The organism is Sporosarcina sp. BI001-red (genome assembly GCF_003384035.1).
GTDB lineage: Bacteria > Bacillota > Bacilli > Bacillales_A > Planococcaceae > Sporosarcina.
Window position 1 is genome coordinate 54,047 of sequence record NZ_QQAK01000016.1, and the last position, 14,467, is coordinate 68,513.

The 14,467-nt window shown below is 40.2% G+C and carries 15 protein-coding genes; all 15 read left to right on the top strand.

From position 1 onward, the window contains the following. Positions 1-328 precede the first annotated feature (328 nt). Positions 329-1,387, top strand: coding sequence for an extracellular solute-binding protein (locus DVB69_RS15730; RefSeq protein ID WP_233505433.1), 1,059 nt, complete (start codon positions 329-331; stop codon positions 1,385-1,387). Beyond that, the gene (locus DVB69_RS15735) at positions 1,387-2,961 is read left to right on the top strand and encodes an ABC transporter permease (RefSeq protein WP_116020071.1); all 1,575 of its coding nucleotides are present in this window, start codon (positions 1,387-1,389) and stop codon (positions 2,959-2,961) included. Before DVB69_RS15730 ends, DVB69_RS15735 begins: the two co-directional genes overlap by 1 nt. Positions 2,962-2,964: 3 nt before the next feature. Continuing rightward, positions 2,965-4,032, top strand: coding sequence for an ABC transporter ATP-binding protein (locus DVB69_RS15740; RefSeq protein WP_116020072.1), 1,068 nt, complete (start codon positions 2,965-2,967; stop codon positions 4,030-4,032). A 225-nt stretch (positions 4,033-4,257) separates the two neighbouring features. After that, entirely contained in the window at positions 4,258-4,707 is a 450-nt protein-coding gene (locus DVB69_RS15745) for a PH domain-containing protein (RefSeq protein WP_116020196.1), read from the top strand. Positions 4,708-4,923: 216 nt separating this feature from the next. Next, on the top strand, positions 4,924-6,093 hold the full coding sequence (locus DVB69_RS15750; RefSeq protein ID WP_233505434.1) for a phosphoenolpyruvate hydrolase family protein: 1,170 nt from the start codon (positions 4,924-4,926) through the stop codon (positions 6,091-6,093). Between the two features lie 257 nt (positions 6,094-6,350). Beyond that, positions 6,351-7,559 (top strand): Tm-1-like ATP-binding domain-containing protein, encoded by a 1,209-nt coding sequence (locus DVB69_RS15755; protein ID WP_116020074.1) that lies wholly within the window; start codon positions 6,351-6,353, stop codon positions 7,557-7,559. Between the two features lie 27 nt (positions 7,560-7,586). Beyond that, on the top strand, positions 7,587-8,417 hold the full coding sequence (locus tag DVB69_RS15760; protein ID WP_116020075.1) for a phosphoenolpyruvate hydrolase family protein: 831 nt from the start codon (positions 7,587-7,589) through the stop codon (positions 8,415-8,417). A gap of 88 nt (positions 8,418-8,505) precedes the next feature. Then, entirely contained in the window at positions 8,506-8,934 is a 429-nt protein-coding gene (locus tag DVB69_RS15765) for a cupin domain-containing protein (protein WP_116020076.1), read from the top strand. 118 nt (positions 8,935-9,052) lie between these two features. Beyond that, positions 9,053-9,727, top strand: coding sequence for a DUF3885 domain-containing protein (locus tag DVB69_RS15770; protein ID WP_158541113.1), 675 nt, complete (start codon positions 9,053-9,055; stop codon positions 9,725-9,727). A gap of 227 nt (positions 9,728-9,954) precedes the next feature. Further along, complete coding sequence (locus tag DVB69_RS15775; protein ID WP_158541114.1) at positions 9,955-10,368, top strand: GNAT family N-acetyltransferase; 414 nt, start codon at positions 9,955-9,957, stop codon at positions 10,366-10,368. Positions 10,369-10,616: 248 nt separating this feature from the next. Then, positions 10,617-10,799, top strand: a complete 183-nt coding sequence (locus DVB69_RS17850) for a GNAT family N-acetyltransferase (RefSeq protein ID WP_233505435.1) — start codon at positions 10,617-10,619, stop codon at positions 10,797-10,799. 1,025 nt (positions 10,800-11,824) lie between these two features. After that, a complete protein-coding gene (locus DVB69_RS15785; RefSeq protein WP_147300785.1) occupies positions 11,825-12,202 on the top strand; it encodes a lipoprotein in 378 nt (125 codons plus the stop codon). Between the two features lie 508 nt (positions 12,203-12,710). Further along, positions 12,711-13,322 (top strand): peroxiredoxin family protein, encoded by a 612-nt coding sequence (locus tag DVB69_RS15790; RefSeq protein ID WP_116020080.1) that lies wholly within the window; start codon positions 12,711-12,713, stop codon positions 13,320-13,322. Positions 13,323-13,427: 105 nt separating this feature from the next. Then, complete coding sequence (locus tag DVB69_RS15795) at positions 13,428-13,781, top strand: VOC family protein (RefSeq protein WP_116020081.1); 354 nt, start codon at positions 13,428-13,430, stop codon at positions 13,779-13,781. Positions 13,782-13,871: 90 nt separating this feature from the next. Then, positions 13,872-14,207 (top strand): GNAT family N-acetyltransferase, encoded by a 336-nt coding sequence (locus DVB69_RS15800; protein ID WP_116020082.1) that lies wholly within the window; start codon positions 13,872-13,874, stop codon positions 14,205-14,207. Positions 14,208-14,467: the final 260 nt, after the last annotated feature.

Sequence of the window (14,467 nt, forward strand, 5' to 3'; positions counted from 1 at the left end):
CTATACATTACGGAGTAGGGATTTGGATTATGGCGTTTTTATGCAGAAAAAATGAGAATGTTGCTTTGTACCAGCCACTCAGAATAGTTAGAAAAAATGCAACGCTCTGTTGTGAAACGTCCGATGTATGAAACTGTGTTAAAGACACATCCTACATATATGGAAACCATTTATATGGTTACCTAAATTAGACAAAAAGAGGCTATTGTTTCTTGCAATTTTTAATATAAATATGTTAAGTTATCTCTTGAGACTAATTGATAATGAATATCATTATTGATCATAGACGTATTACTTAAAACAAATTAACAGTTGGGAGAATTACATTATGAAAAAAGTTCGTCATCGTTCAAAAATCCTTGCGTTAGGATCCGCAGTATTACTAATGGGAATGCTAGCAGGATGTGGGAAAGAAGATAAAGCAAAAAATACCGATTCCGATGCAAAGAAAGAAAGTGCAACGCTCACGATTTATAATGGACAGCACAAAGATGCAACACTTGCATTAATCGATGCGTTTACGAAAAAAACGGGCATTAAAGTAGATTCAAGGGAAGGTTCGAGTAATGAACTTGCCCACCAAATCGTTGAAGAAGGGGACAAATCCCCTGCAGATATCATTTATACAGAAGAGTCCACACCGCTCATCATGCTTGCGCAAAAAAGTATGTTGGAAAAATTGGATGAAAAAGCGTTACAACCAATCCCAGAAGCATATCGAGATGCGGATGGACAGTGGGTTGGACTCCTCGCAAGATCACGTGTCGTGGCGTATAATCCAGATATGGTGAACGAAAAAGATTTACCGAAATCTGTATTAGAATTTGCGAAACCTGAGTGGAAATCGAAATTTGCCTACGTTCCAACGAGTGGGGCATTCCAAATGCAGATATCAGCGATGATTAAACTGGATGGAAAAGAGAAAACGAAAGTTTGGTTAGAAGGTCTGAAGAAATACGGGAAAATCTATAAAAAGAATACAATGGCACTTGATGCAGTTGAAAAAGGTGAAGTTTCAGCAGCACTTATCAACAACTATTACTGGGACCGGGAAGCAAAAGAAAAAGGTCCAGAGAATATGCATTCGAAGCTTTACTTCTTTGGAACTAATGATCTCGGAGATATGTTGACCGTTGCAGGAGCGGGTATCTTGAAGTCAAGCCCCAACAAAAAAGAAGCACAGCAGTTTATGGAATTTGCAACAAGTAAGGAAGGACAGCAGATCCTAACTGATATTAGCGCACAATACCCACTAAATAAGGAAGCTAAAGCATCAAACTTAAAGCCATTTTCTGAGTTGACACCGCCAAACGGAACACTCGACTTAGGAGAATATAGTAATGGCGAAGCAGCACTTGAATTACTTGAAGAGGTAGGTCTTCTTTAATGAAAGAGGCCTGGACACAGCGCTTATTGCAATCCGTTAGCGGATTCCGCAATAAGCGCCGTCCTGTTTGGCTTTGGCTTCCTGTATTGCTTTTAGTGGTATTATCCTGTTTACCTATTTTTTATATTGTAATGCGTGCAAGCGAAGTCGGATGGGAAAAAGCCATTGGACTGATTTTTAGAGCACGAGTCTATGAGTTATTGATCAATACCGTAAAACTTGCTTTCACAGTCACACTTGTGAGTGTTCTCATTGGGGTGACGACAGCATGGTTCGTAGAAAGAACGAGGATTCCCGGAAGAAAGATGTGGAACGTCGTTGTAACATTACCATTTGCGGTACCTGCTTTTGTCAGTAGTTATAGTTGGATTTCCATCTATTCGGGATTTGAAGGGTTTGGAGGAGCCGTTCTTGTGTTGGCGTTATCCAGTTATCCTTTAGTTCATTTACCTGTTGCAGCTGCGTTGCGAGGTATGGATCCAGCATTGGAAGAAATATCACGTTCGCTCGGTTACTCGCGGATGCAAACGTTTTTCAAAGTTACATTACCTCATTTACGCCCCGCCCTATTAGGGGGAGCTATACTGATTGCCTTGCATATGCTCGCGGAATTTGGTGCATTGGCATTCTTGAACTATGATACTTTTACGACCGCCATTTTCGATCAATATAATGTGGCGTTCAATAGCGCTTCTGCTGCTATGCTCTCCTTGGTTCTTCTAGTTCTATGCCTAGTTATCCTAGGTCTTGAACTGCTGATACGTGGCAAGGCAAAGTATGCAAGTGTCGGTAAAGGGACTCCGAGAAAGAGAGAACTCATTTCATTAGGATGGATGGCGATTCCTGCGCTTATCGGATTTACAGTCCTTGCAGTGTTAGCAGTCGGTGTACCACTTGGAACGATTACGTATTGGTTACTGACCGGTACTTCTGCCGGTTTCGACTTTCCAGAAGTATTTAGTTCTCTGTTTTCCACACTTGCGTTTGGCGCAGGGGGATCGATTGTAACCATTTTGTTTGCATTTCCGCTTGTGATACTAGCCATTCGTTATCGGGGACTGTTTTCAACGCTGTCCGATCGGCTACCATATTTCATCCATAGTTTACCTGGACTTGTCATCGGATTGGCAATGGTTTCGTTTGCGGTGCGATATGCATTTCCTCTATACCAAACCGCTCCATTATTACTGATAGGCTATGCGGTGCTATTTTTACCATTGGCACAGTCTTCTATCAGGGGAGCGATGGAACAGGTTCCAAAGCAATTAGAGGAAGTGGCTGGGTCACTTGGGAAGAATCCGCTCACTGTCTTTTTCAAGGTGACACTTCCACTAGTTGCACCTGGCGTTGGTGCGGGACTTTCGTTGGTCTTTTTAGAAGTCATGAAAGAGTTAACGGCTACATTGCTGTTACGTCCGACAGGCGTCGATACGTTGGCGGTTAAAATTTGGGAACATACATCCAATGCAGAGTTTGCCGCCTCGGCACCTTATGCAGCGTTGTTGATCCTCATCTCGGGTTTGCCGGTTTATCTATTGACGATGCGATCTTTTACACAGAAGAAAGAGGGATAGACGATGAAAGCATTACAAATTAGACATCTTTCGAAATCCTTTACGAGTGTTCATGCCCTGAAGGATATCCAGTTGGATCTAGAAGAAGGGCAAATGCTCGCTGTGCTAGGACCATCGGGCTGTGGGAAAACAACACTATTGAGAAGTATTGCAGGATTCGAAACCGCAGATTCCGGAACGATTGAAGTTGGAGGGCACATTGTTTTTGACAAACAAACGAACTTGAAACCTGAAAAGCGGCGCATCGGGTATGTGCCGCAAGAGGGTGTTCTGTTTCCTCATTTATCGGTAGCAAAAAACATTGGCTTCGGCTTATCTCGAAAAGACCGGAACAGTTCCCGCATAGACGAGATGCTCGAATTGGTCGGCATGAAAGGACTAGGTTCTAGAATGCCACACGAATTATCTGGGGGTCAGCAACAACGAATAGCACTCGCAAGGGCACTTGCACCTTCACCGTCCTTAGTGCTATTTGACGAACCATTTAGTGCACTGGATGCCGGACTTCGAGCGGACTTACGTGAAGACATTAAGTCGATGTTAAAAAAAGTAGGTGCTACTTCCATATTAGTCACCCACGATCAGGAAGAGGCATTATCCATGGCGGATGTAGTGGCAGTTATGCGCAATGGATCTTGCGTCCAGACGGCAGATCCCATCTCTCTCTACAAATATCCGACTGATATTAAGGTAGCTAAATTTGTAGGGGATGCGACCATTATCAAAGCGCAAGTGCTTAATGGAAACATTAAAAGTTTGTTTGGAAACCTGCCTGTTGCCTCGGGCTGTCCGAAAGATTGTGAACTTGCATCCGTTATGATTCGTCCAGAGCAGTTCATCATTGGTAAACCCGATCTTCATTTGCCTGGTCAAGTTGGCGGTAAGGTATTGAAAACCTTTTTTTACGGACATGATGCAATGGTGTACTTGAAGCTGGACGACAGTTTTGGCGGTGATGAGATTCAGATTCGCGTAATGGGGACTCCAGTATTTGAACCGGATGAATATGTAAGCATACAAATTGACGGAGAAGTCATGGCCTATGTTCATGAAGATGAAGCATTGGCGTAAACGAAATGCACCTACCCATCGTGATGAAACAGTCACGATGGGTAGGTGTCTTTTTTATTGTCTAACTATACCGCTAGAATAATTAGTTATCGGTTATCAGTATGAGGCATTTCCCTTAACCTGAATCTTTAAAGGGTGTGGTTCGTATGACATAGTTAGAAGTCTTATTCAGTGCATGAAGAAGCAATGTATGCTTGTATGAACAATTTGAAAGAGGTCCTACCAATGGAATTTAAACCGAAAATAGATAAAACGTTTCTCTTGTTTATCGGTATTTGTATGTTGGTAATCAGTGTTGCCACGTGGTGGCCGCTGCTTCTAGAAGGAGGAACCGATTGGAGAGTTATTCTTACACTTGCTGTTGTATTCCTTTTTAGTAATGGTGTAATTGCCTGGTGCAGTTTTGCGGTACGCTATGTATTTTATCCTAATTATTTGTTGGTGAAAGGTGGACCGTTCAGAAGTAAAATCCCTTATGAAACTATTACGACTGTGGCCACTTCACGGGACATCTATACAGGGTACCGGTTGCTATCATCGGTGGATGCCCTTGAGTTGTTTTATGAACATGCAATCCTCGGTAGTGTGAAAATTTCACCTCTAGACAAGGAAGCTTTTTTGAAAGAATTGATGATCCGTAATCCGCAGGTGAAGGTGTCTGGATACAATAAATGAGGTGTAACAACGGAGTTCAGCATACTGCTGGGCTCTTTTTGTGTTGAGTAAATGACGCACAGAAACGTTTTTTATAGCAAGCAAGTCCATCACAAGATACAATATGGTTGACAAGATTTATAATTTTCTGTGCTCTAGCACTCATCTTTACTCTTACAGACAATATACAAAGCTGAGGTGGAAAAGTCTATGACTACACGGCTAAAAGAAAATTTGATGAATAAAGCGAACAAAAAAGAATTCATCATAGGATTGGCCTCTGGTTCAGGTAAAACTGCTAAATCTGCAATCTCAGGAGGGGTAGATATTATATTAGCCCTCAACTCGGGTCGTTTTAGACAAATGGGAATCAGCTCTCTAGCGGGTTTTCTTCCTTTTTATGATTGCAATAAACTAGTGATGGAATTCGGTTCGAGAGAGATACTTCCCATTGTTAAGGACTTTCCAGTTATTTTTGGACTGTGTGCGACAGACCCTACCATCAATCTAGAGCATTATATTCATGCAATTAAAATGAAGGGATTTGCAGGGATTAACAATTATCCATCTGTCGGGTTGATAGATGGACAGTATAGAGAAGGATTAGAAGAACAAGGGATCTCATTTGAGACAGAAGTGAAAGCAATAAAAATCGCCCATGGGCAAGGATTATTTACAATCGCATTTGTATTTGATAATGACCAAGCGAAGCAGATGCTGGATGCTGGAGCTGATGTCATTTGTGCCCATCTTGGTTTTACAAAGGGCGGAATACTTGGTGCGAAGAAAGCGCTCAGTTTAGTAGAAGGGGTTAGAGTGGTCAATGAAATTTTTAAAGAATGTGACCATGTAAATCGTGAGGTCATTAAAATGATATATGGAGGACCTGTCTCAACACCATCAGATTTGAAATATATGCAGGATAACACGGGAACCATGGGATATATCGGGGGTTCCGCTTTTGAACGAATCCCAACAGAACATGTTTTGTCATCAACGATACAAAAGTTTAAAAACATCGGCCAAAAAGAAGCAGATGAATTTTTAATGAAGATGTTAAATGGTGCTGGAGAACACTATGAGTATGCAGAGTTTGTAAAAGAATATATTGCAGTTAACTATATGATGAAAGTCTCACTAGAGGATTTGGCGCAGCTTTTACATATTTCAAGACCCTATTTGAGTAAAGTATTTAAACTGGAAGTCGGTTGTTCGTACAGTACGTATTTGATGGAGTATAGGATGCATAAATCTATTGAATTTATAAGTCAAGACTGTTTCCAGCTAGCTGAAGTTGCTAACATGACGGGATTTAGTGATTATGCCCACTTTAGTAAAGCTTTTAAAAAATATGTAGGACAGTCACCTCGAGAATATGTGGAAACATTACAAAAACACATGAAATGAATACCTTTTAACATATACGATGTATGGAATTGGAGGTATTCTTACAGTAGGATGTTAATATTCGGATTATTCATTGTAAAAGACACGATTGTACTTCGAACCGTTTTTCATGATTAGTCATGGAAAAGAGTAAAGCATTTATTTAAGCGATTAGCGAGAACTTTTATTCCTGTAATGCCAAATGACAGATTTTTCACTACCATTTGTATGTTGTCTTTAGGAGTGAACAAATACTTTTTTCTATAGGGGAGATTATTTTGAAGAAAACTGTTTTGTTAATAGGAACTCTGGACAGTAAAGGGGATGAATATGGCTATGTTCGCGATTTGATAGCTTTAAAAGGGTATGAAGTGGTTTTGATTGATGGGGGTGTAGTTGGAGAGCCAACGGTTACGCCTACATTTAGTGCGGAAGAGGTTGCTGAATTAGGGGGCAGTAGGTTAACCACGTTACGAGACCAACATGATCGTGGCCAAGCTATGAAAGTTATGTCAGAAGGAATTGCGAAATTAGTTGATCGGTTATGTAAAGAGAGTGATGTTTTAGGCGTAATGGGAATGGGTGGATCTGGTGGTACAGCGCTAGTCACACATACAATGCGAAACTTGCCAATCGGGTTGCCGAAGTTAGTAGTTTCAACAGTTGCTTCGGGTGACGTGCATCCCTATATTGGGACCAAAGATATCACTATGATGTATTCAGTTGTCGACATCGCTGGATTAAATAAAATCTCGAGACGAATTCTTGGGAATGCCGCTGGGGCACTCATTGGGATGATTGAACAAGACATTCCTATGTTTGAAGATAAGCCGATCATTGCTGCCAGCATGTTTGGAGTTACGACAACATGTGTAGAAAATCTGCGTGAGCATATTGAAGAAAAAGGCTACGAACTCCTAATATTCCACGCTACGGGTAGTGGTGGACAAGCTATGGAATCTTTAATCAGTGACGGGTTCATCAAAGGGGTAGCAGATGTCACGACAACTGAATTGTGTGATGAGTTAGTGGGTGGGGTACTGTCAGCAGGTCCTCATCGACTTGAAGCAGCAGCCCGTGAAGGCATACCTCAAGTTGTTTCCTGTGGCGCACTAGATATGGTGAACTTTGGAGCCATGAATACCGTTCCTTCAAAGTTTTCGGAGCGTACTTTATATGAGCATAATGCCAATGTTACTCTGATGAGAACGACTCCTGAAGAGTGTGCTGAACTAGGTAAACTACTGAGTGAAAAGTTAAACGAATCTACAGGATCTACGACTCTGTTTCTACCATTAAAAGGTGTTAGTGCGATTGACGGTGAAGGGCAACTATTTGAATCCCCTGAAGCGACAGATGCTTTGTTCACATCTATTAGAAAACACTTAAATACAAATGTAGTAGAACTCATTGAATTGGATCAGCATATCAATGATACGGAGTTTGCAGCGGCTATGGCAAAACATTTACTAAAAAAAATGAATTGAGAACACTAAGAAATGAGGAGAGCCACCATGACACAAACTTTACGTGAAGCTGCGTTAGAAAAACTTAATAAACAAATTGAACAAGGAAACCCAATTATTGGTTCAGGAGCGGGTACCGGAATCTCTGCAAAATTTGCTGAAAAGGGTGGCACAGATTTAATCATCATCTACAACTCAGGTCGATACCGTATGGCGGGGCGTGGTAGTTTAGCGGGGTTAATGCCTTATGGAGATGCGAATGCGATTGTTATGGACATGGGATCTGAAGTACTTCCGATCGTAAAGGATACGCCAGTACTTGCTGGTGTTTGTGGAACCGATCCATTCAGAGTGATGCCTAACTTCCTACGCCAGTTAAAAGAGATGGGGTTCCACGGCGTCCAAAACTTTCCGACTGTGGGACTCATTGATGGGACTTTCCGAACGAATCTTGAAGAAACCGGAATGGGCTATGAGCTAGAAGTAGAAATGATTCGCAAAGCACATGAATTAGGAATGCTAACGTGTCCTTATGTATTTACACCTGAGCAAGCGGTTGCGATGACGAAAGCAGGTGCAGATGTGCTGGTTCCGCACATGGGTCTTACTACTAAGGGGAGCATTGGTGCGAAGAGTAATCTTACGCTTGAAGATTCAGCTAAAAAAGTTCAAGAAATGCGCGATGCTGCTGTGGCAATTAATCCAAATATTATTGTGTTGTGTCATGGCGGGCCAATTGCAGAACCCGAAGATGCACAGTACATTTTTGAACATACAGAAGGCATTGCAGGATTCTTCGGTGCCAGTAGTATCGAACGACTGCCAACAGAGTTGGCCATTGAAAAACAAGCGCGTAAGTTCAAAGATTTATCGATTTAATAGTTTTTTGAAATTGTAAAGTTGAATACCTTCAATACGCTAAGGGGAACTGATTAGTGGATAGAGATGAAAAAATGGAGGGATTACAATGACCGAAGTAAAAGAACATGCAGGACTAAGATATATAAATCCAGAGGATGTAGAAACTCAAGAATTTGAGTGGGGAACGCTAAAATGGATGAGTGAACCCAGAGTGACGAATGCAGAGAAGTTTAGTATGGGGATCGTTATTTTACATCCAGGTAAAGGTCACGATCGGCACAATCATCCTGATGAGGAAGAAGTTCTTTACGTGATCTCTGGGGAAGGTGAGCAAACTGTAAACGATGGTGCACCAACTAAAATCACTGCAGGAATGTGTGTTCATATTCCGACAGGGGCGTTCCATTCTACCGTTAACACAGGGTGGGAACCTCTAAAACTAATGGCTATATATAGTCCACATGGTCCGGAAGCCGTTCTACGTGCAGATCCCAATTGTAAGGTGCTTGCCCCTGGAATACTTCCGGGCACATAATTCGAGAAGAATTTGGAATACGCACTCCTTATAAAACAACTTTTTCAGCATAACAATTTATGATCGTTTGTAACTGAAATGAAAAAATAACTATCAAGTGTATATGGAGGAGAACACCATGCAAAACTTAGAATCTTTTTTAGACCAAAACTTTAAAGGGTTAACATTGCAACCTCCACTATTCAATGCTTGGAATCCTGCCATACGATTTGAAATGGTAAAGCCCGAAGTTTCCATTAATGAATCCTCGTCTTTAGAAAACGCTTTTCAACGATCCATTACTTTGTTTGATGAGGTATTTCGAGATGAGGATGAACTAATTGCCATTGTAGATGTCCGCACAACTGTGGATCATTTGTTCCTTGAGGAACCGCTAAAAGTTTATCGAAAATATATTAAACAACAACAGGTATTAGCTAAGTTAAGACATGAACTGATCCCGGATGTTTACAATGAAAAAAGGGAGCAGATGGTACTCCACCGATTCACATTAGGTTGCAGAAAAAGAGATATTCGATATGAGCTTATATTGCGTGAAACTTGCTATAAAGACTTTGGGAAAGTCGTGATAGAGTTAAAGCAGAAGTCACAAAGTAGCATCGAGTTTTATTTTATAAATTTGACGCGCGGCATTATTTATCACGCATATGACGATGCTGGTTGTGACATTTTAGCAGTGGATAAGGAAGAGATTCGATTTTTGTATGATGCTTATAGAAAGTGGATAAGTGAAAAAGATCGAAGTGCTATTGACTCTTTGTTTAATAGAGGGAATCCTGAGTTATTGAAATAAGTGTGAATAGGGAAGCGTCACATTTATGTAAGGGTATCTGAAAAAAGTGAGAAAAAATAACGCGGCTCAGCATCTTGCTGGGCTCTTTTTGTTTCGCTAGCATCCCTAGGTCACCACGTTCATGAAAAGGAGTCGAAGCACATGCAGTTTAGAAATGCGGCTGAAAATGACAGTACAGCGATCCGTGCGTGTGCTTGCAAAAACAGAAGAGAATGGAGGTGCGTTGTATGGCCAATAACGATGGAGCAACTAATGAAATGAAAATTATCCCTTACGATGAAACCTATTACACTGCAATCCATGCAATGTATCTTAAACAAGGCTGGATGAATCTTGCAGAAAATTATACGCAAACGCAGGTAGCCTGGAACCATTCAACCATTGCATGTATAGCAGTCACGAAAGATGATGAAGTGGTAGCATGTATAAGAGGTTTTACGGACACCCTTGTGACCACTTTTATTTGTGAAATGCTCGTAGACGAGAACTTTCGTGGTTACGGGATAGGGAAAGAATTACTGAATTATGTCCACTCGCTGTATCCAAGTACACGGATTGAAATGTTAGCTACTGAATCATCTCGTTCATTTTACGAAAAAGAAGGATATCGTTCGTTCTATGGATTCAGGAAGTCATTTTAATATACTCCTACAGACAGTAAGGACAATATCGTAAAATCTAGAATTCGTGTTGTTGTGAATAGAGGGACAGAATAGGACGTCTGTAAGAATATCTTTTATAGTACATAGGCATCGAAAACACACTTTCCAACTTTAAGGAAGGTGTATTTCTGTCGTTATCTAGTAACATTTAGCAAATTTAAAGATGTTTATTTGTAGGGGGAGTCACTCCATTATACTCACTCATTTTAGAAATTGAGGATCAAACGGTGGTTGGCTGTGTCCAGTTAAGTCTCATTCCCGGTCTAGCTAGAAGAGGGATGAAACGGGCACTAATCGAAGGGGTGCGAGTCAATCAGTGTTATCGCAGTCAGCGTGTCGGTCAAGCCTTGTTTGAACAAGCTATATCCATTGCAAAGTCTGAGGGCTGGCCTTGTCCAATTGTCGACTGACAAGCAGCGCGCAGATGCGTATCGTTTTTATGAACGACTTGGCTTTGTTGCAAGTCCTGAAGGCATGAAGTTGATCCTTTGAAAGGTTATTTTGCAAGATAGATGACAGGTGATTCAATTTTCATCATATAGGACTTTGTTATAACTCGCGGGCGTGATAAACAGAAGAGAATGGCGGTGAGATATATGGAGTTTAACAATGGAGCATCTAGTGAAGTGAGGATAATCTCTACTTTAACGTGACTTTTTTTAAAAAAATCAAGTGCTCCAATCCCTTGCACGACAAGGAATTGAAGCGTTTAAATGAATTATTGAATGGTGGGAAAAGGCGATTAACGCTAAAACTTTTGTGGCAAACTATCTAACCAAGGAAGTTATGAATCCAACGTCATTGGATCTGTAAGACCATTTTGGGAAGTTGTGTCAGATAGTTAATTAGGTTCCACTGATTCTCATTGGCTGTTTCAACAATGCTATAAGTTTTCGAGAACAGTATCATAGGTGAGGTAGATTATTAGAAGTTGGGCGTATTTGGCGGTTAAGTCATTGATGATCTTTTTTATTATATTGGGATTATATGGTCTAGAGGTTACATATAATACAAAGATTCTTATAATACTTATAAATGGACAATTCTGGTATAATACAAATAAGTAATATTAATCATAGTATTCAATAAACGGGCGATTATTCAATATGTAAAATGTTGCTCTGCGCTCCAGATGGCACGCTTTCCGAGGGGCATGGCTTGAGCCAAGCGAACAGCGAAGGGGTCGCTTTGCCGTATTTCTGTGTATTTTGCAGAAATTAAGGCATCCCTGCGGGGTCTCAAAACGAGTGCAAAGATATGCTCTCAACGCTTCGCTTTTGTTTGCAAAAACCGTTCTTCGTTACGGCTTTCGCTGATCACCCCGGAGTCGGCCGTCTTCCGCTCCAAGCAACGGAGAGTACTAGAAATAAAGCGTCCATTCGTCAAATGGGTCAAATTCTTTAATTAACACAAAATAGATGAGGGAGTGAAATTGGTGAAAAAATTAATTTTAATAATGTTCTCTGCTCTTGCAATCTTAGCCTTATCAGCATGTGCACAGAAAAAGTTAAGCCTTGACGAAGTAGATACTGTTCCCAAAAAAGTAACAGAAGCAATAAATCCTGACGATCAACTTCAAATGATTAATAAAAACGGAAAAGTGAATTACATTGTTTTTCAATCACGAGAAGATGTTAAAGCCAGTTTGGAATCAGCGGATAAGACAGCACTTATCAAGTTAGATGAAATGGATGCAAGCGATAATGAACTAAAGCAATATATATATACGTTAACAATAGATCAGTCTCATGACACAATTGAAATCAAAGTTAATGGTGAATCAACGCCTTATCCTATGACTATTATAGACTAACGGGGCCGATTGCTTAATAGGCAATCGCTCTATATCGCAATCGGATCATTATGCAATCTAAAAATATGTTGCCCTGCGCTCCAGATGGCACGCTTTCAGAGGGGCGTGGCTTGAGCCAAGCGAACAGCGAAGGGGTCGCTTTGCCGTATTTCTGTGTACTTTGCAGAAATTAAGGCATCCCTGCGGGGTCTCAAGACGAGTGCAAAGATATGCTCTCAACGCTTCGCTTTTGTTCGCAAAAGCCGTTCTTCGTTACGACTTTCGCTGATCCCTCCAGAGTCGTCCGTCTTCTGCTCCAAGCAACGGAGAGTACTAGAAATAAAGCGTCCATTCATCAAACGGGCCATTTTGTGGGTGAGTATTTTGAAACGTCTTGTATTAGGTGTTTTTGTGATGATGCTTATTCTTTTGGCATTGTATCTTTTCATGTATGGCGAATTATAGAATCAAGTAAATGACCTTTGTCTGAATATGATTAATCGCTTTCATTTTTTGAGGAGATGGATTAATGAAACCCAAGTCTATTATTGGCACAACTGTTTCAGTTTTGATTATTGCTATCATGCTAATTATTTTGGTTAAAAACAAATTTGTAGCGGAAGAATATCCTAGTGGCATGATAGAAGATCAGCCTAATAAATTGTTGGATACTGAATACGAATTGTCGAGTAGCGATTTAAATATAGGTATTGAAAACAACCAATTAGCACCTGATTTTGAATTGCAAAATTTATATGGTGAAAAGATTAGATTGTCTGATTACAGAGGGAAAAAAGTATTTCTTAACTTTTGGGCATCGTGGTGTGGTCCTTGTAAAGTTGAGATGCCCTACATGGAGAATTATTATAAAAAACACAAGGATTTAGAAAATGCAGAGATTATTGCAGTTAACATGACTAAAAGCGAATTTAATACCAAAAAAGTACAAGAGTTTGTGGATGCTCATGGGTTAACTTTTCCTGTGTTACTAGATAATAACGGGGACATAGAGAGAATATATAAAGTGATTGGTTTTCCCACAACGTACTTAATTAATGAAGATGGAATTATTGTCCATGGGTTTACAGGAGCAGTAAAAAACGCCAATGAGGTTGAAAAATTGATTAACAAGATTAAATAAGATTACATATTGAGGTTATTTTAATGGATTTAGTGAGTCTAAACTATATTAAGAGTCCACTATCGAGTGCTTATCTGGAATAAGCATCAGTGTCGGAGGGATGAAATGGATAGCATATTAGGTGTGGAAGAGGTACTATTTTTCGTTAATAATGTCCAAGATGCAAAACAATGGTTCATTGAATTGCTCGGAGAAAATCCTTATTTTGATGATGAAAGGTATTGTGCCTTTTATTTAGCTAACGCTACCGTAGGATTACACCCTAGTGATGAAAAGATATCATCTGGTGTAGCTGGGCAGGTTACATATTGGCGAGTATCCGATATTAAGAAGACCATTGCACATTTTGAATCAAAGGGGTGTCGATTGTTTCGTGGACCAACTTTTGGAATAGACAAGGCGTGGATATGCCAGCTCATGGATCCCTTCGACAATGTATGGGGATTAGTGGAGAAATAATTCCTAAATAAGGTTGACGATGTAAAAAAGCAGGATACAATTCTTGAAGAAAGACCTTACGATGAAACCTATTACACTGCAATCCATGCAATGTATCTTAAACAAGGCTGGATGAATCTTGCAGAAAATTATACGCAAACGCAGGTAGCCTGGAACCATTCAACCATTGCATGTATAGCAGTCACGAAAGATGATGAAGTGGTAGCGTGTATAAGAGGCCTTACGGACACCCTTGTGACCACTTTTATTTGTGAAATGCTCGTAGACGAGAAATTTCGTGGTTACGGGATAGGGAAAGAATTACTGAATTATGTCCACGCACTGTATCCAAGTACACGGATTGAAATGTTAGCTACTGAATCATCTCGTTCATTTTACGAAAAAGAAGGATATCGTTCGTTCTATGGATTCAGGAAGTCATTTTAATATACTCCTACAGACAGTAAGGACAATATCGTAAAATCTAGAATTCGTGTTGTTGTGAATACAAGTATAAAATAGGTCATCTGTAAGAATATCTTTTATAGTACATAGGCATTAAAAACACACTTTCTCACTCTAAAGAAGGTGTGTTTTTGTCGTTTTATAGCAACATTTAGCAAATAAAAGATGTTTATTTGTCGGATTAGTCAGTCAATTATACTAACTTAGTTATGCACTAAATTACCAGTTTTTCTAGTAAGGAA

Coding starts and splice junctions, on each gene's coding strand:
- DVB69_RS15790 (WP_116020080.1), top strand. CDS start 12,711: ATGAAACCCAAGTCTATTATTGGCACAACTGTTTCAGTTTTGATTATT.
- DVB69_RS15735 (WP_116020071.1), top strand. CDS start 1,387: ATGAAAGAGGCCTGGACACAGCGCTTATTGCAATCCGTTAGCGGATTC.
- DVB69_RS15760 (WP_116020075.1), top strand. CDS start 7,587: ATGACACAAACTTTACGTGAAGCTGCGTTAGAAAAACTTAATAAACAA.
- DVB69_RS15795 (WP_116020081.1), top strand. CDS start 13,428: ATGGATAGCATATTAGGTGTGGAAGAGGTACTATTTTTCGTTAATAAT.
- DVB69_RS15775 (WP_158541114.1), top strand. CDS start 9,955: ATGGCCAATAACGATGGAGCAACTAATGAAATGAAAATTATCCCTTAC.
- DVB69_RS15745 (WP_116020196.1), top strand. CDS start 4,258: ATGGAATTTAAACCGAAAATAGATAAAACGTTTCTCTTGTTTATCGGT.
- DVB69_RS15750 (WP_233505434.1), top strand. CDS start 4,924: ATGAATAAAGCGAACAAAAAAGAATTCATCATAGGATTGGCCTCTGGT.
- DVB69_RS15765 (WP_116020076.1), top strand. CDS start 8,506: ATGACCGAAGTAAAAGAACATGCAGGACTAAGATATATAAATCCAGAG.
- DVB69_RS15740 (WP_116020072.1), top strand. CDS start 2,965: ATGAAAGCATTACAAATTAGACATCTTTCGAAATCCTTTACGAGTGTT.
- DVB69_RS15770 (WP_158541113.1), top strand. CDS start 9,053: ATGCAAAACTTAGAATCTTTTTTAGACCAAAACTTTAAAGGGTTAACA.
- DVB69_RS15730 (WP_233505433.1), top strand. CDS start 329: ATGAAAAAAGTTCGTCATCGTTCAAAAATCCTTGCGTTAGGATCCGCA.
- DVB69_RS15800 (WP_116020082.1), top strand. CDS start 13,872: ATGTATCTTAAACAAGGCTGGATGAATCTTGCAGAAAATTATACGCAA.